This window comes from Streptomyces sp. NPDC013187, assembly GCF_042899705.1.
GTDB classification, from domain to species: domain Bacteria; phylum Actinomycetota; class Actinomycetes; order Streptomycetales; family Streptomycetaceae; genus Streptomyces; species Streptomyces hawaiiensis_A.
In genome coordinates, this window is the sequence record NZ_JBIBAF010000004.1 from 239,889 (window position 1) to 262,109 (window position 22,221).

At 71.9% G+C, this 22,221-nt stretch carries 21 protein-coding genes; 8 read left to right on the forward strand and 13 right to left on the reverse strand.

The genetic code is table 11. The features are described from left to right. Window positions 1-44 precede the first annotated feature (44 nt). Both ACFY5B_RS09660 and ACFY5B_RS09665 read right to left on the reverse strand, forming a co-directional pair. Window positions 45-1,319: a M14 family metallocarboxypeptidase gene (locus ACFY5B_RS09660; protein WP_389967029.1), complete on the reverse strand. Its 1,275-nt coding sequence runs from the start codon at window positions 1,317-1,319 to the stop codon at window positions 45-47. Next, window positions 1,316-3,280 (reverse strand): Xaa-Pro dipeptidyl-peptidase, encoded by a 1,965-nt coding sequence (locus ACFY5B_RS09665; protein ID WP_389967032.1) that lies wholly within the window; start codon window positions 3,278-3,280, stop codon window positions 1,316-1,318. The genes ACFY5B_RS09660 and ACFY5B_RS09665 overlap by 4 nt, the downstream gene beginning before the upstream one ends. 211 nt (window positions 3,281-3,491) lie before the next feature. On the opposite strand from ACFY5B_RS09665, the gene ACFY5B_RS09670 reads away from it, so the two are divergent. Together ACFY5B_RS09670 and ACFY5B_RS09675 are read left to right on the forward strand one after the other, a co-directional pair. Beyond that, window positions 3,492-4,985, forward strand: coding sequence for a M1 family metallopeptidase (locus ACFY5B_RS09670; RefSeq protein WP_389967034.1), 1,494 nt, complete (start codon window positions 3,492-3,494; stop codon window positions 4,983-4,985). Between the two features lie 245 nt (window positions 4,986-5,230). Continuing rightward, window positions 5,231-6,118: an arginase family protein gene (locus ACFY5B_RS09675; RefSeq protein WP_389967037.1), complete on the forward strand. Its 888-nt coding sequence runs from the start codon at window positions 5,231-5,233 to the stop codon at window positions 6,116-6,118. Window positions 6,119-6,191: 73 nt separating this feature from the next. On the opposite strand, the gene ACFY5B_RS09680 is transcribed toward ACFY5B_RS09675, so the two are convergent. Continuing rightward, the gene (locus tag ACFY5B_RS09680; protein WP_389967040.1) at window positions 6,192-7,658 is read right to left on the reverse strand and encodes an amino acid permease; all 1,467 of its coding nucleotides are present in this window, start codon (window positions 7,656-7,658) and stop codon (window positions 6,192-6,194) included. A gap of 219 nt (window positions 7,659-7,877) precedes the next feature. Here ACFY5B_RS09680 and ACFY5B_RS09685 point away from each other — a divergent pair, with 219 nt between their 5' ends. Continuing rightward, window positions 7,878-8,600, forward strand: a complete 723-nt coding sequence (locus tag ACFY5B_RS09685; RefSeq protein ID WP_389967042.1) for a MerR family transcriptional regulator — start codon at window positions 7,878-7,880, stop codon at window positions 8,598-8,600. Here ACFY5B_RS09685 and ACFY5B_RS09690 read toward each other — a convergent pair. From ACFY5B_RS09690 to ACFY5B_RS09705, 4 genes are all read right to left on the reverse strand, one after another. Next, entirely contained in the window at window positions 8,586-10,772 is a 2,187-nt protein-coding gene (locus ACFY5B_RS09690; protein ID WP_389967045.1) for a 3-hydroxyacyl-CoA dehydrogenase NAD-binding domain-containing protein, read from the reverse strand. The two genes, ACFY5B_RS09685 and ACFY5B_RS09690, sit on opposite strands and share 15 nt — an antisense overlap. A gap of 34 nt (window positions 10,773-10,806) precedes the next feature. Then, window positions 10,807-12,021 carry an acetyl-CoA C-acetyltransferase gene (locus ACFY5B_RS09695; protein ID WP_389967048.1) on the reverse strand — a complete coding sequence of 405 codons (1,215 nt, stop codon included), beginning with the start codon at window positions 12,019-12,021 and terminating at the stop codon, window positions 10,807-10,809. Window positions 12,022-12,032: 11 nt separating this feature from the next. Then, window positions 12,033-13,178: a CaiB/BaiF CoA transferase family protein gene (locus ACFY5B_RS09700; RefSeq protein WP_389967051.1), complete on the reverse strand. Its 1,146-nt coding sequence runs from the start codon at window positions 13,176-13,178 to the stop codon at window positions 12,033-12,035. 110 nt (window positions 13,179-13,288) lie between these two features. Then, a complete protein-coding gene (locus ACFY5B_RS09705; RefSeq protein ID WP_389967054.1) occupies window positions 13,289-13,669 on the reverse strand; it encodes an MmcQ/YjbR family DNA-binding protein in 381 nt (126 codons plus the stop codon). 91 nt (window positions 13,670-13,760) lie between these two features. Here ACFY5B_RS09705 and ACFY5B_RS09710 point away from each other — a divergent pair, with 91 nt between their 5' ends. Further along, on the forward strand, window positions 13,761-14,939 hold the full coding sequence (locus tag ACFY5B_RS09710; RefSeq protein ID WP_389967057.1) for a saccharopine dehydrogenase family protein: 1,179 nt from the start codon (window positions 13,761-13,763) through the stop codon (window positions 14,937-14,939). A 14-nt stretch (window positions 14,940-14,953) separates the two neighbouring features. Here ACFY5B_RS09710 and mmpA read toward each other — a convergent pair whose 3' ends face one another. Beyond that, window positions 14,954-15,100, reverse strand: coding sequence for a morphogenic membrane protein MmpA (gene mmpA, locus ACFY5B_RS09715; RefSeq protein WP_170320889.1), 147 nt, complete (start codon window positions 15,098-15,100; stop codon window positions 14,954-14,956). A 178-nt stretch (window positions 15,101-15,278) separates the two neighbouring features. On the opposite strand from mmpA, the gene ACFY5B_RS09720 reads away from it, so the two are divergent. Beyond that, window positions 15,279-15,473: a hypothetical protein gene (locus ACFY5B_RS09720; protein ID WP_389967060.1), complete on the forward strand. Its 195-nt coding sequence runs from the start codon at window positions 15,279-15,281 to the stop codon at window positions 15,471-15,473. Here ACFY5B_RS09720 and ACFY5B_RS09725 read toward each other — a convergent pair. Then, window positions 15,461-16,153 (reverse strand): endonuclease V, encoded by a 693-nt coding sequence (locus ACFY5B_RS09725; protein ID WP_389967063.1) that lies wholly within the window; start codon window positions 16,151-16,153, stop codon window positions 15,461-15,463. The two genes, ACFY5B_RS09720 and ACFY5B_RS09725, sit on opposite strands and share 13 nt — an antisense overlap. Window positions 16,154-16,216: 63 nt before the next feature. Here ACFY5B_RS09725 and ACFY5B_RS09730 point away from each other — a divergent pair, with 63 nt between their 5' ends. Continuing rightward, window positions 16,217-16,510, forward strand: a complete 294-nt coding sequence (locus ACFY5B_RS09730) for a YciI family protein (protein WP_389967070.1) — start codon at window positions 16,217-16,219, stop codon at window positions 16,508-16,510. Window positions 16,511-16,520: 10 nt separating this feature from the next. Here ACFY5B_RS09730 and ACFY5B_RS09735 read toward each other — a convergent pair whose 3' ends face one another. After that, window positions 16,521-16,844: a plasmid stabilization protein gene (locus ACFY5B_RS09735; RefSeq protein ID WP_362237707.1), complete on the reverse strand. Its 324-nt coding sequence runs from the start codon at window positions 16,842-16,844 to the stop codon at window positions 16,521-16,523. 70 nt (window positions 16,845-16,914) lie between these two features. Continuing rightward, on the reverse strand, window positions 16,915-18,009 hold the full coding sequence (locus tag ACFY5B_RS09740) for a WD40/YVTN/BNR-like repeat-containing protein (protein ID WP_389967073.1): 1,095 nt from the start codon (window positions 18,007-18,009) through the stop codon (window positions 16,915-16,917). A 257-nt stretch (window positions 18,010-18,266) separates the two neighbouring features. Between ACFY5B_RS09740 and ACFY5B_RS09745 the strand changes: the two genes are divergently transcribed. Continuing rightward, complete coding sequence (locus tag ACFY5B_RS09745) at window positions 18,267-18,683, forward strand: SsgA family sporulation/cell division regulator (RefSeq protein ID WP_053674905.1); 417 nt, start codon at window positions 18,267-18,269, stop codon at window positions 18,681-18,683. A gap of 1 nt (window position 18,684) precedes the next feature. On the opposite strand, the gene ACFY5B_RS09750 is transcribed toward ACFY5B_RS09745, so the two are convergent. Both ACFY5B_RS09750 and ACFY5B_RS09755 read right to left on the reverse strand, forming a co-directional pair. Next, entirely contained in the window at window positions 18,685-19,515 is an 831-nt protein-coding gene (locus tag ACFY5B_RS09750; RefSeq protein ID WP_389967076.1) for an isocitrate lyase/phosphoenolpyruvate mutase family protein, read from the reverse strand. Window positions 19,516-19,636: 121 nt separating this feature from the next. Next, window positions 19,637-20,281: a GPP34 family phosphoprotein gene (locus ACFY5B_RS09755; protein WP_389967079.1), complete on the reverse strand. Its 645-nt coding sequence runs from the start codon at window positions 20,279-20,281 to the stop codon at window positions 19,637-19,639. Window positions 20,282-20,590: 309 nt separating this feature from the next. Between ACFY5B_RS09755 and ACFY5B_RS09760 the strand changes: the two genes are divergently transcribed. Then, on the forward strand, window positions 20,591-22,216 hold the full coding sequence (locus ACFY5B_RS09760; RefSeq protein WP_389967082.1) for an ABC-F family ATP-binding cassette domain-containing protein: 1,626 nt from the start codon (window positions 20,591-20,593) through the stop codon (window positions 22,214-22,216). The last annotated feature ends 5 nt before the right edge of the window (window positions 22,217-22,221 follow it).

Genomic DNA, 22,221 nt, shown 5'->3' on the forward strand with positions numbered 1-22,221 from the left:
CCTCCGTAAACGCTGCTACCACGTGTGGCGCAATTTCACCCCTCTCAACATGCGGTTTCGTATGAACCTCCTGTCAGGTGGTACTCGGCCCGGTCGTCGAGCAGCAGCGGCACGAGCGCCCGCAGGGGCTGGCGCAGCGGGACGAGCACACCCTCACGGTCCTTGCGCACCCGCACGCCGTGCAGGACGAGTTCGTCGCCCACCTCGGCGTACTGGGCGGCGGTGAGCCGGTAGCCGCAGGGCGGGTTCGGGATGATTTCACCCGGTTCGGGGGCCTCGTTGTCGGCGCCGCCGACGTAGACGGGGCCGGTGTCGGCGTAGCCCGCGAGCCGGGCCCGTGCCGTCGTCGCCTCGATGCGCGCACGACGCTGGTCGGCGTATCCGAACATGCCCTTGAGCGCGTCCAGTTGGGAGGTGACCCGGCGCCGGTTGTTGAGCGCCTCGTCCGCTCTCTCCGCGTCGGTGAGCGGATCGACGCGGCTTTCGATGAGCAGCCCGACGGAGTGCTTCACACCGGACATGTTGCGCAGAATGCGCTCCTGTCCGTCTCCGGCGACCTGCCTGACCGGCTCACCTGTCTCGGGGTCGGTCCAGATGCCGTAGGTGCCCGTAGAGTGGCCGGCCCGCTGGGCGGCGGGGCGGACGTACGCCTCGGAGAGGGTCTGCGCCTCGTCGTGGACCGCCTCGTGGGTGTTGAGGTTGCGCGGCCAGAGGTCGAAGAGGTCCTTGTCGTAGAACCGGGGTGTGGCGCCGTACTCGTGCAGGTCGTAGACGATGTCGGGGCGCTCGTCGCGGATGAGGGCGGCCAGGGCGCGGCCCTCGGCGGTCCTGAGGGCGAGGTGGTCGCGGTTGATGTCGACGCCGTCGCTGTTGCCGCGCGTGTTCGCGGCCCGGCCGTCGGGGTTGGCGGTGGGCACGACCAGGACCGTGGTGCGGTCCAGGAAGCGGCGGGTGCGGCTGTCGCGGGCGTGGGCGAGGTCGCGGACGGTGGTCAGGCAGGCCTCGCGGCCGGAGGGTTCGTCGCCGTGCTGGCTGCAGACGAGCAGGATCTTGCTGGGGCTGGGGCGGTTGCCGATCCGCACCAGCTGGAGCGGGCGGTCCTGCTTCGTCGTGCCGAAGCGGGTCACGGCGACGCGTCCGCTGGAGCGGTCGACCGCCTTGAGGAAGTCCTGCTCCTCGGGCTGCGTGGTCCAGCGGGCACCGCTCGACTGTTCGAAGCCGGTGCGCGGCGGGGAGTCCGGGGCCGCCTGGGCCGGTGCGGCGATCAGGGAGGCCGTCAGGGCGGCTGCGGTCAGGACGAGGGCGCCTGCGCGGGTCACCGGGTCTCCCCCGGGACGCGGTGCGTGGTGCGCGGCTCCCGGACGCCGTCCAGGAGCGTGGCGTCGGGGGTGGCGAACGAGGTCCCCGCGGTGGCGCGGGCGAAGGCGGTGGCTCCGCCGGCGAACGGGACGCGCGCCGAGGTACGGGAGAGGTCGAGCGTGAGCTTCGGCTTGTCGGCCGGAGGGTCGATGAGGTCCTTGTCCGTGCCCGCGACGATCAGCGCCAGGCGGTGGCCCTTGCGGATGACGTGGTCGGTCGCCGCGAGGTCGAGGGTGATCGTGTACCTCTCGCCCGGGGTGAGCGGGGAGCCCTTGTGGTCCGAGGCGTGGTTGCCGAGGTCGGCCCAGCCGCGGCTGACGACCGTGTAGTCGACGTCGGCGGTCTTCGCCTTCGTCTCCTTGAAGCAGGAGCTGTCGCCGGCGGTGCTCGCGCCCCAGCAGGTCCGGTCCGTCAGGGTGGTGATGCCTTCACCGGCGACCGCGTAGTCGCGGATCGTGGCGGGGCCGACGTCCACGAGGACGGCGGAGAGGTGGGCCGTCGGGGTGGAGGGCGTGGCGGTGACGGTGACCCGGGAGGAGCCGGCCAGGCGCAGGTCACGGGTGAGCGGTCCGGTGACGAAACCGGCCTTCTCCGGTGTGGGCCGGTCGATCCGGGCGGCCCAGTCGGTCTCGCTCAGCTTCGGGTCGTCGGTGAAGCTCTCGGTGCCGTGGCCGCGGTGCAGCCCGAGGGTGCCGACGCCGGCCTGGGAGCCGCGGTCGGGGCGCAGGGTGGCGGCCCGGGTGCCGCTGGGCGGCCAGACCCTGGAGGTCTCCCACCGGTCGGGCGCGCGCTCGATGTCGGCCATGGGCTCGCGGTCGATGCCGTTGTCGATGCCCATGAGTTCGTGGTCGAACCAGCGGTGCAGGGTGTCGGCCCAGGCGCCGCGGCGGAAGTCGAAGGGATCGACGTGGCCGGTCTGGGAGAGCCAGATCTTGCGCTCGACGCCGCGCTTCGCGAGGGCGTCCCACCACTGGCCGACGTGCTTCATGCGGACGTTGAGGTCCTGCATGCCGTGGACGAGGAAGACGCTGGCCTTGACCTTGCGCGCGGCCTTCACGTAGTCGCGCTCGGTCCACAGCGGGGTCCAGTCGCCGGTGCGCGGGGCGCCGTCGGTGAGCTTCTGCTGGACGGCCGCGCACTTCGCGCGGGCGTCGGGACTGTCGACGTAGTCCGACAGCCACTCGGGGCCGGAGTCGTACAGCGGGGCGCCCTGCTGGAAGTAGTAGTCGTACCAGGAGGAGATGGCGCTGATCGGGACGATGGTCTTCAGGCCCTTGACGCCGGTGGCGGCGACGCCGTTGGCGATGGTGCCGTCCCAGCTCTTGCCGATCATGCCGGTGCGGCCGTTGGTCCAGCCGGCTTGGGCGCGGGTGGTGCCGGTGCGGGTCGTGTAGGCCTTCGCGCGGCCGTTCAGCCAGTCGACGACGGCCTTGGCGGACTGGATGTCGGACCGGCCGCCCACGTCGACGCAGCCGTCGGAGCGATTGGTTCCGGCCAGGTCCACGCCGACGAAGGCGTAGCCGCGCGGGACGAAGTAGTTGTCGTAGTAGAGCGGCATCTGTGCGACACGGCCCTGCGCGTCGTAGGTCTTCTTCTGGCTCTCGTTGCCACGCCCGCAGCAGGAGTAGTACGGGCTGGCGTCCATGATGACGGGGACCTTGCGGCCCAGGCGGGCGGTCTCGCGGGGGCGGACGATGTCGACGGCGACCCGGTCGGTCTTCCCGTCGCGGTCGCCGTCGAGCCCGGTGTCCACCCAGACGGCCTCGCGGATGGCGTTGTCGTAGGAGTAGACGGGTTCGCTCCCGCGCGGGGCGGCCGGTGCGGCCTGTGCGGCCACGGGGGTGAGCAGTGTGGCCAAGAGGGCGGCCGCGGCCGCCGTCGCGAGCGGTCTCCAGGTCGTGAAGCGCGTGCGTTTCGGCATGCGCCGGACGGTACATCGGTGAACTCCCGTTCAGAAGAGGGCAGCTGACGGACCGGCGTGTCCGGGACGGGCGTTCGGGACGGGTGTCTCATGTCGGCCGAATGGCGATCGTGTGACAGCAGGGGCCATGGACATGATCAGAGGCACAGGGAGTCAATAGGCTCCGGACAGAGCCCGGAAGACCTCGGGACCCTACGACTTGGAGCCTCGCGTGCACCGCAGAATCATCGCGCCGGGAGCCCTGGCGGCGACCGTTCTCCTGCTGGCGATCCCGGCATCGGCCGCCCCCTACTCCCCCGGCGCGCCGGGGATCGGCGACCCCTACTACCCGGCCTACGGCAACGGCGGATACGACGTCTCCCACTACGACCTCCGGCTGAAGTACCAGCCGGCCACGGACGAACTGGAGGGCACGGCGACCCTCGTGGCCCGCGCCACGCAGGACCTGTCGAGCTTCAACCTGGACTTCCTGCTGGATGTCGGCGAGGTACGGGTCAACGGAGCGAAGGCCTCGTTCCGCACCTCGGGCGAGCACGAGCTGGAGATCACGCCGAAGAGCCCGCCGGCCAAGGGTGCGCCCCTCACCGTCGTCGTGCGCTACAGCGGGGTGCCGTCGTCCAAGAAGGCCTACGGTTTCACCAGCTGGCACCGCACCCCGGACGGGGGCGTCGCGGCGAACGAGCCGGAGGCGGCGGCCTGGTGGTTCCCGGGCAACGACCATCCGCTGGACAAGGCGACGTACGACGTGTCCGTGCTGGTCCCGGACGGCACCCAGGCCATCGCCAACGGCACGCTCCAGTCGACGAGTTCGAAGCTCGGCTGGACCCGCTGGAACTGGCGGTCCGACAAGCCGCAGGCCACGTACCTCGCCACGCTCGCGGTCGGGAAGTTCGACATCACGACCGGCACGACCGAGGGCGGCATCCCGGTCCTCAACGCCTACAGCAAGGATCTCGGGGCGAACGCCGGGGCCGCACGGGCGAGCATCGAACGGACCGGGGAGATCGCGGACTGGCTCGCCGGGTACTTCGGGCCCTACCCCTACAGCGCGCTCGGCGGGTACGTGCCGAACACGAACACCGGGTACGCGCTGGAGACCCAGACCCGGCCGTTCTACAGCCCGCGGCAGTTCGCGAACGGCTCGAACGTGTCCGTCGTCGTCCATGAGCTGGCCCATCAGTGGTACGGCGACGAGGTGTCGGTCAAGGGCTGGAAGGACATCTGGATCAACGAGGGCTTCGCCCGGTACGCGCAGTGGCTGTGGTCCGAGCACGAGGGTGAGGGCACGGCACAGGAGCTCGCCGACTACGTCTACGCCTCGCACCCGGCAGACGACCCGTTCTGGACGGTGAAGCCGGGGGATCCCGGTCCGGAGAACCAGTTCGACATCGCGGTCTACGACCGTGGCGCACTGGCCGTCCAGGCGCTGCGCAACCGGGTCGGCGACGAGGCGTTCTTCGCGATCCTCAAGGGCTGGCCGTCGAAGTACGCCCACCGCAACGCGTCGGTGGCGGACTTCCAGCGCTACGCGGAGGAGGTGTCGGGCAAGCCGCTGGCCGCACTGTTCGACACGTGGCTGTTCCAGCCGTCGAAGCCCGGGGTGCCGGCGGCCCGGGCCGCCGCGGTGGCCAAGGAGGCGAAGGGCGTTCCGCAGCCCAGGTCCTGGAAGCGGATCGCGGCGACGAACGGGGTGCACGGGCACTGATGGCGCCGCGCAGGGGTGTCCGCCGCGACCCGGCCGGTGCGGCTCGCCGCGCCGGGGTGCACGGGCATTGATGTCGTCGCGCAGGAGTGTCCGCGAGACCCCCGGGCCGGGCGGCTCGCCGCACCGGGGTGTCGGCGCCCCGCCCCGTCAGGCGGCTCCCGGCCTGCCGGACGGGGCCCGGCCGTCTACGGTGGGCCCATGCGCCGTGACGAGGGAGGCCACGGCTGCTGACGAGGGAGCCGGCGTTGCGGAGACTGGCGATCATCGAGGCCCCGTCCGTGCTCGGGCTGCGCCCCACCGGTGTGGAGGATCTGCCGGCGGCACTGCTCGGGGCAGGGCTGGCCGAGGGGCTGGGGGCGGTGCACGCGGGGCGCGTCGAGCCGCCCCCGTACGACTGGGAGCGGGACCCGGGAACGGGGGTCCTGAACCCGGGCGGCATCGCCGCATACTCCGCCGCGCTGGCCGGCGCCGTGGGCGACCTCCTCGACGACGTCCGGTTCCCCGTCGTGCTCGGCGGCGACTGCAGCGTGCTGCTCGGCACCCTGCTCGCGCTGCGCCGCCGCGACCGGCACGGTCTGCTCTTCCTGGACGGCCACACCGATTTCTACCAGCCCTCGGCCGAGCCGGCCGGCGAGGTGGCCTCCATGGAACTCGCCCTGGCCACCGGGCGCGGACCGCGCGTGCTGGCCGACCTTGAGGGCCGGGGCCCGCTCGTGCGGGACGAGGACGTCGTCGCCCTGGGGTTCCGGGACGCGGAGGAGTCCGCGGCACACGGGATGCAGCCGCTGCCGCCCGCGCTGCACGCGATGGAACTGGACACCGTGCGCGCGCTGGGGGCGGCCGAGGCGGCCCGCCGCGCGGTCGGGCTGCTGAGCGGCGGCGGCGCGGACGCCGGGTACTGGGTCCATCTCGACGTCGACGTGCTGGACGACGCGCTCATGCCCGCCGTCGACTACCGGCAGCCGGACGGCCTGACCTGGCAGGAGCTGGAGACCGTCTTGCGCACGGCCCTGTCCGGCGGCGGCGCCGTCGGCCTCACCGTCACGATCTTCAACCCCCGCCTGGATCCCGACGACACCCTCGCACAGCGCCTCGCCGACTGCCTGGTGCGGGCCTTCGACAGCCAGGGCTGAGCCGGCGGCAGCCGACGCGGCCCGTGCTGCGAAGGGCCCGCGGGCGCCCGGTCCGTACGGCGGGCCCGACCGGCTACTCGGTCAGCTGCGACAGCTCCTGGTCCGCCGTCTGCGACACGCGGCGGCGGACGCCGAACCAGCCCGCGACCAGCATGGCCGCGATCAGCGGGACGAGCAGGAGGGTCTTGCGGCCGACCTCGGGGTCGTTCCACATCATGCCGAGGCAGGCCAGCAGGAAGACGATCGTGGCGATCTCCGTGACCGGGGTGCCCGGAAGGCGGAAGGAGGGGCGGCTGATCAGGCCCGCCTTGGCGCGGCGGACGAAGACCAGGTGACAGACCATGATGATCACCCAGGTGCTGATGATGCCGAGGGAGGCCACGTTCAGCACGATCTCGAAGGCCTGCGCCGGTACGAGGAAGTTCAGGCCGACGCCGAGCACACACACCCCGCAGGTCAGCAGGATGCCGCCGTAGGGCACCTGGCTGCGGTTCATGAGGGCGGTGAACTTCGGTGCGGAGCCGGCCATCGCCATGGAGCGCAGGATGCGGCCCGTGGAGTACAGGCCGGAGTTGAGGGAGGACATGGCGGCCGTCAGGACCACCAGGTTCATCACGTCGCCGGCCGCCGGGATGCCGATCTTCGACAGCACGGTGACGAAGGGGCTCTGGTCGGCCGAGTAGACGGAACCGGGCAGGAGCAGGGCCAGCAGGACGACCGAGCCGACGTAGAAGAGGCCGACGCGCCACATGATGGAGTTCACCGCGCGCGGGACGACCTTCTCCGGCTCGGCGGTCTCGCCCGCGGCGACACCGACCAGCTCCAGCGCGGCGTACGCGAAGATCACGCCCTGCATGACGAGGACGACCGGCATCATGCCGTGCGGGAAGACGCCGCCGTTGTCGGTGATGACGCTCAGGCCCGGCGTCTCACCGCCGACCTTGTGCTGCGTGGCGAGCAGGAAGATGCCGATCAGCATGAAGCCGACGAGCGTCGCGACCTTGATGATCGAGAACCAGAACTCCATCTCGCCGAAGATCTTCACCGAGATCAGGTTCACCACCAGGACCACCGCGAGGGCGACCAGCGCGAGCACCCACTGCGGGATGTCGGTGAACAGGCTCCAGTAGTGCGTGTAGAGCGCGATCGCGGTGATGTCGGCGATGCCGGTGGTCGACCAGTTGAGGAAGTACATCCAGCCGGCGACGTACGCGCCCTTCTCACCGAGGAACTCGCGCGCGTAGGACACGAAGGAGCCCGAGGAGGGGCGGTAGAGCACGAGCTCACCGAGGGCCTTGACCACGAAGAAGGCGAAGACGCCGCAGACCAGATAGGCGATCGCCAGGGCCGGGCCCGCGTTGTGGAGGCGGCCGCCCGCGCCCAGGAAGAGCCCGGTGCCGATGGCGCCTCCGATGGCGATCATGTTGACGTGACGGGGCTTGAGGTCCTTGCTGTAGCCGGCGTCGCCCGCGTCCGCGGGCACCTGGGCCGCGTCACTGGGGGATGCGGCTGCTGCCGTGTTCACGGCGTCCTTGCTCACGGTGGATCCACTCTCTGGTGCTCCCGAGCGGGTCGCGCTCGGCTTTCCGGACGTACATAAGGTCCGTGCCCTCGGTAAAGGCACAGACCAAGGGGCCACCTTCCCCCACCCTTCGCGGCTCACGCGGTGGCATACGTCACAGAGCGCGACTTCTCACAGCACCTTCACCTGGGGCACCGGAGGTTTCACAGCACTGGTGAGACAGCGATACTGCTGCACATGACGACCGACACCGAGGAGCCGACCCTCACGATCGACGAGCTGGCGGCCCGGGCCGGAGTCACGGTGCGCACGGTCCGCTTCTACGGCACGAAGGGGCTGCTGCCCCCGCCGGTGCTCGGGCCGCGGCGGGTGGGGCACTACGGGCGTGAGCACCTGGCCCGGCTGGCGCTGATCGAGGAGTTGCAGCAGCAGGGCATGACGCTGGCCGGCATCGAGCGCTACCTGCGGCAACTGCCGCCGGACCTGAGCGCGCACGACCTCGCCATCCACCGGGCCGTGGTGGCCTCCTGGGCGCCGGAGACCGTCGAGACGGTCACGCGGGCGGAGCTGGAGCGGCGGGCCGGACGGCCGCTGGGCGAGGAGGACGTCGAGCGGCTCGTCGCAATGGGCGTGGTCCGGCCCGCGGACGGCGGGTACGAGGCCGACCTCGGTCTGCTCCGGCTCGGCACCGGGCTGCTGGACGTGCCGCTGTCCCAGCAGGCGATCTCCACGGCGCGCACCGTCCTCATCGAGCACGCGTGCGCCGCGGCCCGGGAGCTGTCCCAGCTCTTCCGCGGTGAGGTGGCGGAGCGTGACGCGCGGGACGTTCGGTCCCTGTCGGCACACATGCACCCGATGGTGGTGCAGGCGCTCCTCACCGCTTTTCAGCGGTCGCTGAAGGAAGAGCTGGGCGAGTGGCTCACCGGGCCGTCGGAGTCCGGCGGGTCAGCCGCGGGCTGAGTCGCTGAACCGCTCCCCCTTCTCCGCCTTCTCCACCAGCAGCGCGGGCGGGGCGAAGCGCTCGCCGTACTGTTCGGCGAGTTCCCGCGCGCGGGCCACGAAGCCGGGCAGGCCTCCCTCGTAGCCGTTGATGTACTGGAGCACGCCACCGGTCCAGCCCGGGAAGCCGATGCCGAAGATGGAGCCGATGTTGGCGTCGGCGACGGAGGTCAGCACGCCCTCCTCCAGCAGCCGGACGGTGTCCAGCGCCTCGGAGAACAGCATGCGCTCCTGCATGTCCCGGAACGGGATGCGGTACCCCGGCTTGGTGTAGTGCTCGCGCAGTCCGGGCCACAGGCCGGTGCGCTTGCCGTCGTCGCCGTAGTCGTAGAAGCCGGCGCCGCCGCTGCGGCCGGTGCGGCCGAACTCGTCGACCATGCGGTCGATGACGGCCTCGGCGGGGTGGGCCGTCCAGGTGCCGCCCGCCTCCTCGACCGCCCGCTTCGTCTCGGCCCGGATCTTGCGGGGCAGGGTCAGCGTCAGTTCGTCCATGAGGGACAGCACCTTGGCCGGGTAGCCGGCCTGCGCGGCGGCCTGCTCCACGGAGGCGGGCTCGATGCCCTCGCCGACCATGGCGACGCCCTCGTTGATGAAGTGGCCGATGACGCGGGAGGTGAAGAAGCCGCGCGAGTCGTTGACGACGATGGGCGTCTTGTTGATCTGCCGGACCAGGTCGAAGGCCCGGGCCAGGGCCTCCTCGCCGGTGCGCTCGCCCTTGATGATCTCCACCAGCGGCATCTTGTCGACGGGCGAGAAGAAGTGCAGTCCGATGAAGTCGCCCTGGCGCTCCACGCCTTCGGCGAGGGCGGTGATGGGCAGCGTGGAGGTGTTGGAGCACAGCAGCGCGTCGGGCTCGACGACGTGCTGGATCTCCTGGAACACCTTCTGCTTGAGGGAGGTGTCCTCGAAGACCGCCTCGATGACGGCGTCACAGCCGGCCAGGTCCTGGACCTCGGCGGTGGGGGTGATGCGCGCGAGCAGCGCGTCGGCCTTCTCCTGGGTCGTACGGCCCTTGGCGACGGCCTTGGCGCAGAGCTTCTCGGAGTAGGCCTTGCCCTTGAGGGCCGCTTCCAGGGAGACGTCCTTCAGGACGACCTCGATGCCGGCGCGGGCGCAGGAGTAGGCGATGCCGGCGCCCATCATCCCGGCGCCGAGCACGGCGGCCTTACGGACCTTGCGGGGTTCGACGCCCTTCGGGCGGTTGGCGCCGGAGTTGACCGCCTGGAGGTCGAAGAAGAACGCCTGGATCATGTTCTTCGACGTCTGTCCGGCCGCGAGGTCCACGAAGTAGCGGGCCTCGATGACCTGCGCGGTCTCGAAGTCGACCTGGGAGCCCTCGACGGCGGCGGCGAGGATGTTGCGCGGGGCCGGGTAGGGGGCGCCGTTGGTCTGCTTACGCAGGCTGGCCGGGAAGGCGGGCAGGTTCGCGGCGAACTTGGGGTTGGCCGGTGTGCCGCCCGGGATGCGGTAGCCCGGCTTGTCCCAGGGCTGCTGGGACTCGGGGTTGGCGTCGATGAAGGCGCGGGCCTTGGCGAGCATGTCCTCCGGGCTGTCGGCGACCTCGTCGACGAGGCCGTTCTCCAGGGCGCGGCGGGGGTTGTACTGCGTGCCCTGGAGGAGGACCTTCAGCAGCGCGTCGGCGATGCCGAGCATCCGGACCGTGCGGACGACGCCGCCGCCTCCGGGCAGCAGGCCGAGCGTGACCTCGGGGCAGCCGATCTTGGAGCCGGGCGCGTCGAGGGCGACGCGGTGGTGGCAGGCGAGGGCGATCTCGTAACCGCCCCCGAGCGCGGCGCCGTTGAGCGCGGCGACGACCGGCTTGCCGAGGGTCTCGATGCGGCGCAGGTTCCGCTTGATCGCCATGCCGCCGTCGAACAGCTCCTGGGCCGTCTCGGGCGTGACGCGGATGAGGTCGCGCAGGTCGCCACCGGCGAAGAAGGTCTTCTTCGCGGAGGTGATGATGACGCCCCGGATGGAGTCCTTCTCGGCCTCCAGGCGGTCGGTGACGGCGGCCAGCGAGTCGCGGAACGCCTGGTTCATGGTGTTCGCGGACTGGTTCGGGTCGTCGATGACGAGGGTGACGAGGCCGGTGCGGTCCTGTTCCCAGCGGATGGTGGTGGATTCAGTGCTCATGTGGAGGTGCTCCGTGTGATCCGTCGGGAGGGGGTCAGATGCGCTCGACGATGGTGGCGACGCCCATGCCGCCGCCGACGCACAGCGTGGCGAGGCCGTAGCGCTTGTCCTGGCGCTCGAGTTCGTCGACGAGGGTGCCGAGGATCATCGCGCCGGTGGCGCCGAGGGGGTGGCCGAGGGCGATCGCGCCGCCGTTGACGTTGACCTTGTCCAGGGACAGGCCCATGTCCTTCACGAAGCGCAGGACGACCGCCGCGAACGCCTCGTTGATCTCGACGAGGTCGATGTCGTCGATGGCCAGTCCGGCCTTGGCGAGGGCCTTGCGGGTGGCGGGGGCGGGGCCGGTGAGCATGATGGTGGGCTCGGAGCCGGAGACGGCGGCGGAGACGATCCGGGCGCGGGGCGTGAGGCCGTAGCGCTCGCCGACCTCCTTGGAGCCGATCGCGACGAGCGACGCGCCGTCCACGATGCCGGAGGAGTTCCCCGCGTGGTGGACGTGGTCGATCTTCTCCACCCAGTGGTACTGCTGCAGCGCCACCGCGTCGAAGCCGCCGAGCTCGCCGATGTCCGCGAAGGACGGCTTCAGCTTGGCGAGGGAGTCGGCGGTGGTGCCGGGGCGCGGGAACTCGTCGTGGTCGAGGACGACGAGGCCGCTGCGGTCCTTGACCGGGACGACGGACCTGTCGAAGCGGCCGTCCTTCATGGCGGTGGCGGCCCGCTCCTGGGAGAGGGCCGCGTACTCGTCGACGTCCCGCCGGGAGAAGCCCTCGATGGTGGCGATGAGGTCGGCGCCGATGCCCTGCGGCACGAAGTTGACCTCGAGGTTCGTCATCGGGTCGTTGAACCAGGCGCCGCCGTCGGAGGCCATCGGCACCCGGGACATGGACTCGACGCCGCCCGCGAGGACGAGGTCCTCCCAGCCGGAACGCACCTTGGCGGCGGCCAGGTTGACGGCCTCCAGGCCCGAGGCACAGAAGCGGTTCTCCTGCACGCCGGCGACGGTGTCGGGCAGGCCCGCGGCGATGGCGGCGATCCGGGCGATGTCGGAGCCCTGGTCGCCGACCGGGCCGACGACGCCGAGAACGATGTCGTCGACGGCGGCCGGGGCGAGGTCCGGGAACCGGGCGCGGATCTCGTGGATGAGTCCGACGACCAGGTCGATGGGCTTGGTGCCGTGCAGGGCGCCGTTGGCCTTGCCGCGGCCGCGCGGGGTGCGGATCGCGTCGTACACATACGCTTCGGTGCTCACGAGGAGGCCTTTCACTGAGGGTTGCGGGACGACGGGAGCAGCCCGGGGACGTCCCAGTCCCGGGCGACGTCCGCCGTGTCGGCGCCCGGCCGGGCCGGGCCGGTGCGGACGGAGGTCGGGGTCGCGGAGAAGCGGGGGGCCGGGGCGGGCTGGGTGATGCCGCCGTGATCGGTGAAGGTGCCGCGGGCGGCCAGGTGCGGGTGGTGCGGGGCCTCGCGCAGCGACAGCACGGGCGCCACACAGGCGTCGGAGCCGTCGAAGACGGCCGTCCACTCGTCCCTCGTCCGCGCTTTGAAGCGGACGGCGATCTCTTCGCGCAGTTCGTCCCACCGGGTGACGTCCTTGCGGGCCCCGGCCCGGTCCTCGACGCCGAGGAGGCCGAGGAACTCGGTGTAGAACTGCGGTTCCAGGGCGCCGACGGCCATGTACCGGCCGTCCGCCGTCTCGTACGTGCCGTAGTACGGGCAGCCGCCGTCCAGGAGGTTGGCGCCGCGGCGGTCCTGCCAGCCGCCGGCGGCGAGCATGCCGTGGATCATCGTGGTGAGGTGAGCGGTACCGTCGACGATGGCGGCGTCGACGACCTGGCCGGCGCCGGTCGCTCGGGCGTGGTGGAGGGCGGCGAGGACGCCGACGACGAGGTAGAGGGAGCCGCCCGCGTAGTCGCCGAGCAGGTTGGCCGGGGCCGGCGGCGCTTCCTGCGGCCTGCCGATCATGCCGAGGGTGCCCGTGGGGGCGATGTACGCGATGTCGTGCCCGGCGCGCTGGGCGAGCGGGCCGTCCTGGCCCCAGCCGGTCATGCGGCCGTAGACGAGACGCGGGTTGCGGGCGTGGCAGGGCTCGGGGCCCACTCCGAGGCGTTCGGCGACGCCGGGGCGATAGCCCTCCACCAGGACGTCGGCGCGGGCCGCGAGGCCGAGCGCCTGTTCCCGGCCGTCGGGTGACTTCAGGTCGACGATCACCGAGCGCTTGTTGCGGTTGGTGACGTCGTACGCCGGGTCGATCCCGAGTCCGGGGCCGCCCGGGCGGTCCACGCGCACGACGTCGGCCCCGAGGTCGGCCAGGAGCATGGCGGCGAACGGGCCGGGCCCGATACCGGCCAGCTCGACGACGCGCACGCCGGTGAGCGGGCCGTGTCCTGGCGTCCTTGCCGTGGTCATCCAGCCCCCAGTGCTGTGACACATCTGATGTAACACCAGTGATGCTAAGAACGTGTTCCACTCGGCACAAGACCCGAACGAGCAAGCGCTTAGCAATCTGCCGGACGGGGTCAGGTCCCGTCCAGCTCCACTATCAGCCGCTTCGGAGCGATGACCCGGTAGCTCTCCTCCACCCAGTCGCAGAGCACCTCCGCGGCCGGGGCGCCCTGCTGCTCCAAGGGGATGTACACCCAGCCCGCCTTGCCCAGGCCGTACCCGGCGGGCTCGGCGCCGGGGCAGGCCAGCGCGTGCGCGTGCGCCGTCTCGTCCGTGAGCTTCACCGTCACCCCCAAGGGGTAACTGCCGTCCTCGACCCCGAGGAAGACGAACACCTTCTTGTTGACCTTCGCGACGGACTCGCCCCAGGGGAACTCTTCGACGGCATCCGGCAGCCCCAGTGCGAACGCGCGCACTTTCTCCCACTTCTTCAGGGCATTCCTGGGCACGGCCATCGTCGTCCTCCGGGCTCGTCGTCGGGCTCCGCACTCCTCACGCTAGCCTCGGCCACCGACAGCGGCACGGGCTGCACGACCGAGGGGTGTCATGAGCAGGCAAAGCAGGACGGACCGTCCGTACGACATCGTGCTCTTCGGAGCGACCAGTTTCGCCGGGGCGCTCACCGCGGAGTATCTGGCCGCCCACGCGCCCGAGGGGCTGCGCTGGGCGATCGCGGGCCGCAGCGCGCAGAAGCTAAAGCGGCTGCGGGAGCGGCTGCCCGCCGACGCGGAGATCGGGGTCGTGCGGGCGGACGTGTCCGACCCGGCCTCGCTGCGCGACCTCGCCGGACAGGCGCGCGTGGTGGCCACGACCGTCGGCCCGTACGTGACGTACGGGGAGGAACTCGTCGCCGCCTGCGCGGACGCCGGGACCGACTACCTGGACCTGTGCGGCGAACCCGAGTTCGTGGACCTGATGTACGTCCGGCACGACGCTCGCGCGCGGGAGACCGGGGCGCGGCTGGTGCACGCCGCCGGGTTCGACTCGATCCCGCACGACCTGGGCGTCTACTTCACCGTGCAGCAGCTTCCCGAGGACGTGCCCCTGAGCGTGGAGGGCTTCGTCACCGCGGACGCGGCCTTCTCGGGCGGCACTTTCGCCTCCGCGCTGGGCCAGTTCGCACGGCAGCGGGAGATGGCGGCGGCCGCGCGGGACCGGCGGCGGCACGAGCCGCGGCTGGTGGGCCGGCGGACGTCGGCGCCGCTGGGCGGGCCGCGGTTCGCCAAGGAGGTCGGGGCGTGGGCGCTGCCGATGCCGACCATCGACCCGCAGATCGTGCGGCGCTCTGCGTCGGCCCTCGAACGGTACGGGCCCGACTTCCGCTACCGGCAGTACGCGGCCGTCCGTCATCTGCCCGTCGCCGTGGGCGGGGTCGCGGCGGTCGGGGCGCTGGTCGCGGCGGCCCAGGTGGCGCCCGCGCGACGCTGGTTGTCGGACCGGCTCAAGCCCGGGGACGGGCCGAGCCCCGAGAAGCGGGCGAAGAGCTGGTTCTCCGTGCGCTTCGTGGGCGAAGGCGGCGGCTCACGGGTGTACACGGAGGTCTCGGGCGGCGACCCCGGCTACGACGAGACGGCCAAGATGTTCGCCGAGTCGGCGCTGTGCCTGGCACTCGACGACCTTCCGAAGACGGCGGGTCAGGTCACCACGGCGGTGGCGATGGGCAACGCGCTGATCGACCGGCTGCGCGCGGCGGGCATCCGCTTCCGCGTCGCGTCGACCCGCTGAGGCCCGCCGGGGGCCTACAACGGCCACTCGGCGAGGGTGTAGATCATTCCGGCGATCCAGCCGAGCCCGGCGAGGACGGCGAGGATCAGCCCTATGGTGACGGCCCGTTCGACGGTCTGGGTCGGGGCGGCAACAGGCTTGGGGGCGCGGTGCGTTGTCATGCGCTCCAGCCTGTCGGCGCTGCCGCCGCCGGGCATCCGTACGGGTACTCAGGGCCGGTACTCAGTTTCGTCCGCCCGCCCGGACCGCGCCTCTCCCCGCGCTTGAGACTTTCGGCGTTCCGCCTGCGGCAACGGCTCGGAAAGTGCCAACAAGGAGTTCAATGAAACACTTGAAGGCATGAGATTCCTCCTGGAAGTTTCCCTGGACGACGCGGCGTTGGCGAAGGACCCGGCGGGCGAGCTGGGCCGGATCCTCAGGTACTGGGCCGGCAATCTGCGCCACTATCCGCTCGCCCCCGGGGACGAAGCGGCCATCTACGACTCGGAGTACCGCGAGGTGGGCCGCTGGCGGGTGGAGGATCAGGAGGAGTAGGTATTCCTGAGCGCCTCGCGGCACAGCGCGTCCGCCCTGCGGGTGGTCTCCGGGAGGCGGAAGGCGGGGGTCAGCGCGAGGGTGTGGGCGCAGGCGTCGTCCAGCGTCACCCGGTGCCCGACGGAGACGAAGACCGGCTTGACGCCGTCCCGGGTGCGCAGGGCCCGGCCGACCTCCTCGGAGCCGGCGAGCAGGGGGGCGGTGCTGCCGCGCGGGGTGTCCGGGTCGTCGTAGGAGAAGGTGAACGGGTTCTTCGCGACGCCGATCGTGGGCAGGCCGGTCAGGACGCCGAGGTGGCTGGCCAGGCCGAAGCGGCGGGGGTGGGCGAGGCCGTAGCCGTCGCAGACGACCAGGCCGGGCGGACAGGGCAGGGCGTCGAGGGCGGCGAGGACCGTCGGGATCTCGCGGAAGGCGAGCAGCCCGGGCACGTAGGGGAAGGAGACCCGGCCCACGGCCGTGGCCTCGGCGACGACCTCCAGGCTCGACGCGTCCAGCACGACCGCCGCGGCGGCGACGACGTCCCGTTCGTCGTCGTACGCGACGTCGACCCCGGTCACCCGGCCCGATCCGGGCGGCGGTCCGGTCGCGTCGAGGATCACGCGTGCGCGCAGTTCGTCCTGGACGGCGCGGGCCTGTTCCTCGGTGGCGGGCCAGTCTTCGGGGATGCGTACGGTCGTCATGGTGGCCCGAGCCTACGGGCTCCCCGGGGACCGGGACAGAGGCCTGGGGATAGGCTCCCGATCATGTTCGTGCTGGAGCTGACGTACACCGCCCCGCTGGAAGCCGTCGACGCTGTGCTGAAGGACCACGTGGACTGGCTCGACGAGCCGTACCGGCAGGGGGTCTTCCTCGCGTCCGGGCGCAAGAACCCCCGCGACGGCGGGGTGATCATCGCCGTCGCGGGGGATCGCGCGCGGATCGAGGCGATCACCGCGGAGGACCCGTTCGTCACCGCGGGCGTGTGCGCGTACCGCGTCACCGAGTTCGCGGCGACGAAGACGGCGCCCGCGCTGGAGGCCTACCGGGAGACCCTCTGAGGCGTCCGCCTCACTTGCCCAGCGCGCGCTGCAGCTGGCTCTTGTTCATGCTGGAACGGCCCTCGACACCCTTGCGCTTGGCTTCCTGGTACAGCTGGTCGTAGGTGGGGCCCTGGGAGCCCTGCCCCGACCGCTGGCCACCGCGCTTGCCGGACGACATGTCCTTCGTGGAGGTGCGGCTGGCCGTCTTCGACTCGCCGGAGCGGGCGCGTTCCTTGTTCACCGTCCGCGCGGCGATCTCCTTGGCGCGGCCGGTGCTTTCGCCCCGGTCCTCCGCACTTTCCTTGATGTGCTCGTACTGGCGCTCCCGCTTGGGGCTCGAACCGCGTGGCATGTCCGCTCACTTCCTTTCCCGATCAGTGAACGAGTACCCACACTGCCAACGATCAGGGCACCCCGCATGCTCAGTGCTCCAAGCGGGCAACCCGGCCCTTCTCACCGGCGGCCCAGCACCCGTGGTCCGGGGTGCAGTCGACGGTGTCGTAGGAGCCGGTGTCGACGGTGCGCCAGGTGCGGCCCGCGTCCGTGGTGAGGTCGGTGCCGGTGGGGCCGACGGTCAGGGCGGCGGTGCGGCTGTGCGGGAGCCATGCGACGCCCGAGCGGTAGGCGGGCGGAGGTGTGGCGGCCGCGCGCCAGGTGCGGCCGCTGTCCAAGGAGCGGGCGGCGGCCTGCGGTGAGGGCTGGTCGGGGCGGAAGTCGCCGCCGACGGCGAGACCGTGGGTGCGGTCGCGGAAGGCGAGCGCGAACACGCCCCGGGCGGGGTCGCCCGCCGGGAGGGGCGAGTCGGTGGCCGTCCAGGTGCGTCCGCGGTCGGAGGAGTGCAGGATCCGCGCACGTGCCGCCCCGCCGGTGGCCAGCCAGACGTCCCTCGTCCCGGATGTCACCAGGCACTGGCCGCTCGCCGCGAATCCGGCCTCGCCCTCCTGCGCGGCCGGCATCCCCCGGTCCGGCAGCACCTTCCAGGTACGGCCGCCGTCGCCGGTCGACAGGATGCGGAACCTCCCGTCCACCGGGTCGCTCATCGCCAGGCCGTGGCGGCGGTCGAAGAAGGCGAGGCAGTCGTAGAACGCCTTCGGGTCCGGGTTGCGGAAGGACTCCGTCCAGGTCGCTCCGCCGTCGTCGGTGCGGTAGACCCGGGACGCCTCGCCCTCGCCGATGGCCAGCACCACGGCCCGGCGGGCGTCGAACGCCTCGACGTCCCGGAACTGCAACTCCCCCGCGCCGGGCGGCGACACGTTCCGCCAGCTCTTCCCGCCGTCGGTGGTGCGCAGCACGGTGCCGCCGGTGCCGGCGACCCAGGCGGTGTTCCGGCTGACGGCGGCGAGGCCCCGGAAGCGTGCCTGCGGGGTGCCGGTGTCCTTGAGTTCCCAGTGCGGCGGCCGGTGCTCAGGCCCGTGCGCCTGCGCCGGTACGGCGGTCAGGGCTGCCAGTGCCGCCGCGCAGGCCGCCATCGCGGTCGCCCTGCCCCATGTTCGTCCCGTCCGTCGCGTGCTCCCCATGCGCCTCATGGCGGGGGAAGCTAGCCCACCGCTTGGGTGCCGTCCAGATGGCCTCGCGGGCGGTGCGGGCGGTGCGGTGGTCGCCACAAGTGCCCTTGGAGACGCACAAGGAGAGTCACGTCACTCTGGTGCATGAACGCGGTGACAGAGGTCACTCGCATTTCGTGTGCACGGATTGGCTGATTCCGTCGTCTCTTCCAGTGCCCGGCCTCATCCGCCCGGAAGTGTCCGTCCAGCCGTCACAAGGGAGCAAGGCGTTGTCCATCGTCATCGAGCAGCCCGTGGAGGCCCGCCTCGTCGCCGCCGCGCCGCGTATGCCGAGCATTCCCGCGACGCTGCACTACGACCGGCGTGATCCTTTCGCGGTCCGCATGACCTTCCCCGCCCCGGCCACGCTGGAGGGCGTCGAGGTCTGCTGGACCTTCTCCCGCGAGCTGCTCGCCGCGGGCCAGAAGAGCGCCGAGGGGCACGGCGACGTGCGCGTGCGCCCCTACGGCTACGACCGCACGGTGCTGGAGTTCCACGCCCCCGAGGGCACGGCCGTGGTCCATGTGCGCTCCAGCGAGATCCGCCGGTTCCTCGAGGCCACGAGCGAACTGGTGCCGGTCGGTCTGGAGCACCTCCAGCTGGATCTGGACCATGGTCTCGCCGAGCTGATGCGTGACGCGTGCTGAGCTAACCGGCCCGCCTCAGCAGGGCGTTGACCTCGCCGTGGTCGAGTGCGCCGGTCAGTGACCCGTAGGTTCCCCGGTCCAGCAGCTCCCGCGCGGCCCGGCGGACCATGGCGTAGGCGGCCTGGGCGACGCCCGAGCCGACGCTGATCCGGGCGACGCCCAGGGCGGCCAGTTCGGCGACCGTGGGTGCGCCGGGACCGGCCATGACGTTCAGCGGCCCGTCGACCCCGCCCACGAGTTCCTTCACGGTCCTCGGGTCGACGGCCCCGGGGACGAAGATCCCGTCGGCGCCCGCGGCGCGGAAGGCGGCCGCCCGCTCCAGGGTGGGGCCGACTCCCCCGGCCCGACTGAGGAAGGTGTCGATGCGGGCGTTGACGAACAGCGGCACACCCGCGGCGTCGGCGGCCTCGCGGGCGGCGGCGATCCGCTCGGCCTGCTCGGCGACCTCCCGCAGCGGGCCGCCGGTTCCCGCGCCGTGCAGGGCGTCCTCGATGTTCACTCCCACCGCTCCCGCGGCGACGACCGCCCGGACCGTGCCGGCGACGCCCTTCGCGTCCTCGGCGTAGCCGCTCTCGATGTCCGCGGTCAGGGGGACGGTCACGGCGTCGGCGATCCTGGCGAGGGCGGCGAGGGCCGCGTCACGGTCCGCCTGCTCGCCGTCGGGCGCGCCGAGTGCCCAGACGAGCCCGGCACTGGTCGTGGCCACGGCGGCGGCACCCGCCTCCTCGACGAGCCGGGCACTCACGGCGTCCCAGGCGTTGGGCAGGACCAGCGGGGTCCCGGGGATGTGCAGTGCACGGAAGGCGGCGGCGCGGTCGGTCTGGTTCGTCATGCGGAGGACTCAACCAGCGGGCCGGTGGGCGGGTCTGGCAGGAATCCGACACAGTGGTCCCCTTCACCGTCGCGGGTGACGAGGCCGCGTCACCACCCGCCGCGGTCGGCCCCGACGGGCCTCAGTGCGAAGCCGCCGGCGTCCTCCCCGCTCTCACCGCCCTGCTCACCTCGCGGACGATGCTCCCCGGTCCTGGCGTCGCCGCTCCGGCCCGTTCGGTCAGTTCCCGGGTGCGCTGTCCGGAAGTGCCTTCGCCGAAGAGGTCCGCAGCGGCGGCGAGGACGGCGACCGCCGCGTCGCGATCGGAGACCCCGGCGGCGGGCAGCGGCCCACGAAGCACGTGCCGGGTCTCCTCCCGCAGCGCCGCCGCGACGGTCGCACGCTCCAGCGCGTACTCCACGGACGGGAACACCCCGAGCACCCGGCGCTTCTCCGCCCGCAGGTACCCCTCGGCCACCAGCTGCTCCCGCACGGCGTCGGAGGTCACCCGCGCCCGCAGCGTCACCCAGGTCCGCCAGGGGTGCGGGCATGACTCGCGGACGAGATCCAGCAGCCCGTCGAGGACCGGGTCACCCGCGCTCGCGTCCAGGTCCACCGGCGTGGCGACACCGTCCACGTCGGTCAGCAGCCCGCGCTGGGCCAGCTCGACGAGGGCACCGGCCCGCACCAGGTCGGGCCGCAGGGCGGTGCGGCCGGCCGCAGGCCGTGCGGCGTCCCAGGCCAGCAGGCAGAGCCGGGCCGGCAGCGAGAGCGGGCCGTGCGGCACGGGAGGCCTCCTCGGAGCAGAAGATCGAGTCGCGCGTTAATGCGTTGACAGGCCCACAGGGCCTTCGTAGCGTGTACAGCGTCCTGTTGCCGCCGATTGGAGAAGGACGTTGCTCGTCTGAGGTCCTGAGACACCGCGTCACATCCCTCTGTGGTGTGCGCTGCGTGCGACCTCGGCGTTCGAGCCGTCCTCCCGGTGCAGGGCATCTTTCATGTCCGTGACGTGCCCATGGAGCCTCCTCCCCCTGGTCGCAGGTGTCTCGACACGCGTTTGCCCCTGACCGCTTCGAGCAACCGCGAGTGAGGCCCCATGTCCACTTTCATCACCGTTACGTCCCTTGCGTTCGCCTGGCCCGACGGCAGCCCCGTCTTCGAGGGCCTGGACGTCTCGTTCGGCCCCGGCCGGACCGGCCTGGTCGGCGTCAACGGGTCCGGAAAATCAACCCTGTTGAAGCTGATCGCCGGTGAACTCGCACCGGCCGACGGCACCGTCCGCGTGGCCGGCGAGGTCGGCTGCCTCCCGCAGAACGTCACGCTCGACACCACCCTGCGCGTCGACGAGGCCCTCGGCATCGCCGCGCAGCGCGCCGCCCTACACGCCATCGAGTCGGGCGACGTCTCCGAGGCGCATTTCGAGACCGTCGGTGACGACTGGGACGTCGAGGAGCGCGCCCTCGCCACGCTCGGTGAACTCGGCCTGGGCCACGTCGAGCTGGACCGCACCATCGGCGAGGTGTCCGGCGGTGAGTCCGTCCTGCTGCGCCTGGCCGCACTGCTGCTGCGCCGGCCCGACGTGCTGCTGCTGGACGAGCCGACCAACAACCTCGACCTGTACGCCCGCAGGCGGCTGTACGCGGCCGTCCAGTCCTGGCCGGGCGTGATGATCGTCGTCAGTCACGACCGCGAACTGCTGGACCTCGTCGACCAGATCGCCGATCTGCGTTCCGGCGGGATCACCTGGTACGGCGGCAACTACTCGGCCTACGAGGAGGCACTGGAGATCGAACAGGAGGCGGCGGAGCGCATGGTGCGCGTCGCCGAGTCCGACTTCCGCAAGCAGAAGCGCGAACTGGTGGACGCCCAGGTCAAGCTGGCCCGCCGCAAGCGGTACGGGCAGAAGATGTGGGATCAGAAGCGCGAGCCGAAGATCGTCATGGGGGCGCGCAAGCGCGCGGCGCAGGAGTCCGCGGGCAAGCACCGCATCATGCACGAGGAGAAGCTCGCCGAGGCCAGAGAGCGGCTCGACGAGGCGGTGGAGGCCGTACGGGACGACGACGAGATCCGCGTCGACCTGCCGTACACGGCCGTGCCGCCGGGACGGACGGTTCTCACCCTCCAGGATCTGGGGCTCCGGTACGGCGCCCGGGTGAAGGGCGGTTTCGAACTGCGCGGGCCCGAGCGGGTCGCGCTGATCGGGCGCAACGGCGCCGGCAAGACGACGCTGCTGCGCACGATCACCGGGGAGCTCGCCCCGGAATCGGGCGAGGTGATGGCGCACGTCCCGCTGCGGTTCCTGCCACAGCGGCTCGACGTCCTCGACGGGGAGCTGTCCGTCGCCGAGAACGTGGCCCGGTTCGCACCGGGCGCCACCAACAACCGGGTCCGGGCGCGGCTGGCGCGCTTCCTGTTCCGGGGCGCCCGCGCCGACCAGAAGGCGGCGACCCTGTCCGGCGGCGAACGCTTCCGGGCCGCGCTGGCCGCGCTGATGCTGGCCGAGCCCGCGCCGCAGCTGCTCATGCTGGACGAGCCGACCAACAACCTGGACATGGCGAGCGTCCGGCAGCTCACCACGGCCCTGGAGTCGTACGAGGGAGCGCTGGTCGTGGCCAGTCACGACCTGCCTTTCCTGGAGTCGGTCGGCATCACGCGCTGGCTTCTGCTGGAGGAGGGAGAACTCAGGGAAATCACGCCAGAGGCTGTCGGGATTTCCTCCTAGCGTCG

Excerpts from the sequence above, each read along its gene's own strand:
- ACFY5B_RS09665 (WP_389967032.1), bottom strand. The coding sequence starts at position 3,280 with ATGCCGAAACGCACGCGCTTCACGACCTGGAGACCGCTCGCGACGGCG.
- ACFY5B_RS09685 (WP_389967042.1), top strand. The coding sequence starts at position 7,878 with ATGACGACCGACACCGAGGAGCCGACCCTCACGATCGACGAGCTGGCG.
- ACFY5B_RS09690 (WP_389967045.1), bottom strand. The coding sequence starts at position 10,772 with ATGAGCACTGAATCCACCACCATCCGCTGGGAACAGGACCGCACCGGC.
- ACFY5B_RS09700 (WP_389967051.1), bottom strand. The coding sequence starts at position 13,178 with ATGACCACGGCAAGGACGCCAGGACACGGCCCGCTCACCGGCGTGCGC.
- ACFY5B_RS09705 (WP_389967054.1), bottom strand. The coding sequence starts at position 13,669 with ATGGCCGTGCCCAGGAATGCCCTGAAGAAGTGGGAGAAAGTGCGCGCG.
- ACFY5B_RS09710 (WP_389967057.1), top strand. The coding sequence starts at position 13,761 with ATGAGCAGGCAAAGCAGGACGGACCGTCCGTACGACATCGTGCTCTTC.
- mmpA (WP_170320889.1), bottom strand. The coding sequence starts at position 15,100 with ATGACAACGCACCGCGCCCCCAAGCCTGTTGCCGCCCCGACCCAGACC.
- ACFY5B_RS09720 (WP_389967060.1), top strand. The coding sequence starts at position 15,279 with ATGAGATTCCTCCTGGAAGTTTCCCTGGACGACGCGGCGTTGGCGAAG.
- ACFY5B_RS09725 (WP_389967063.1), bottom strand. The coding sequence starts at position 16,153 with ATGACGACCGTACGCATCCCCGAAGACTGGCCCGCCACCGAGGAACAG.
- ACFY5B_RS09730 (WP_389967070.1), top strand. The coding sequence starts at position 16,217 with ATGTTCGTGCTGGAGCTGACGTACACCGCCCCGCTGGAAGCCGTCGAC.
- ACFY5B_RS09735 (WP_362237707.1), bottom strand. The coding sequence starts at position 16,844 with ATGCCACGCGGTTCGAGCCCCAAGCGGGAGCGCCAGTACGAGCACATC.
- ACFY5B_RS09740 (WP_389967073.1), bottom strand. The coding sequence starts at position 18,009 with ATGGGGAGCACGCGACGGACGGGACGAACATGGGGCAGGGCGACCGCG.
- ACFY5B_RS09750 (WP_389967076.1), bottom strand. The coding sequence starts at position 19,515 with ATGACGAACCAGACCGACCGCGCCGCCGCCTTCCGTGCACTGCACATC.
- ACFY5B_RS09760 (WP_389967082.1), top strand. The coding sequence starts at position 20,591 with ATGTCCACTTTCATCACCGTTACGTCCCTTGCGTTCGCCTGGCCCGAC.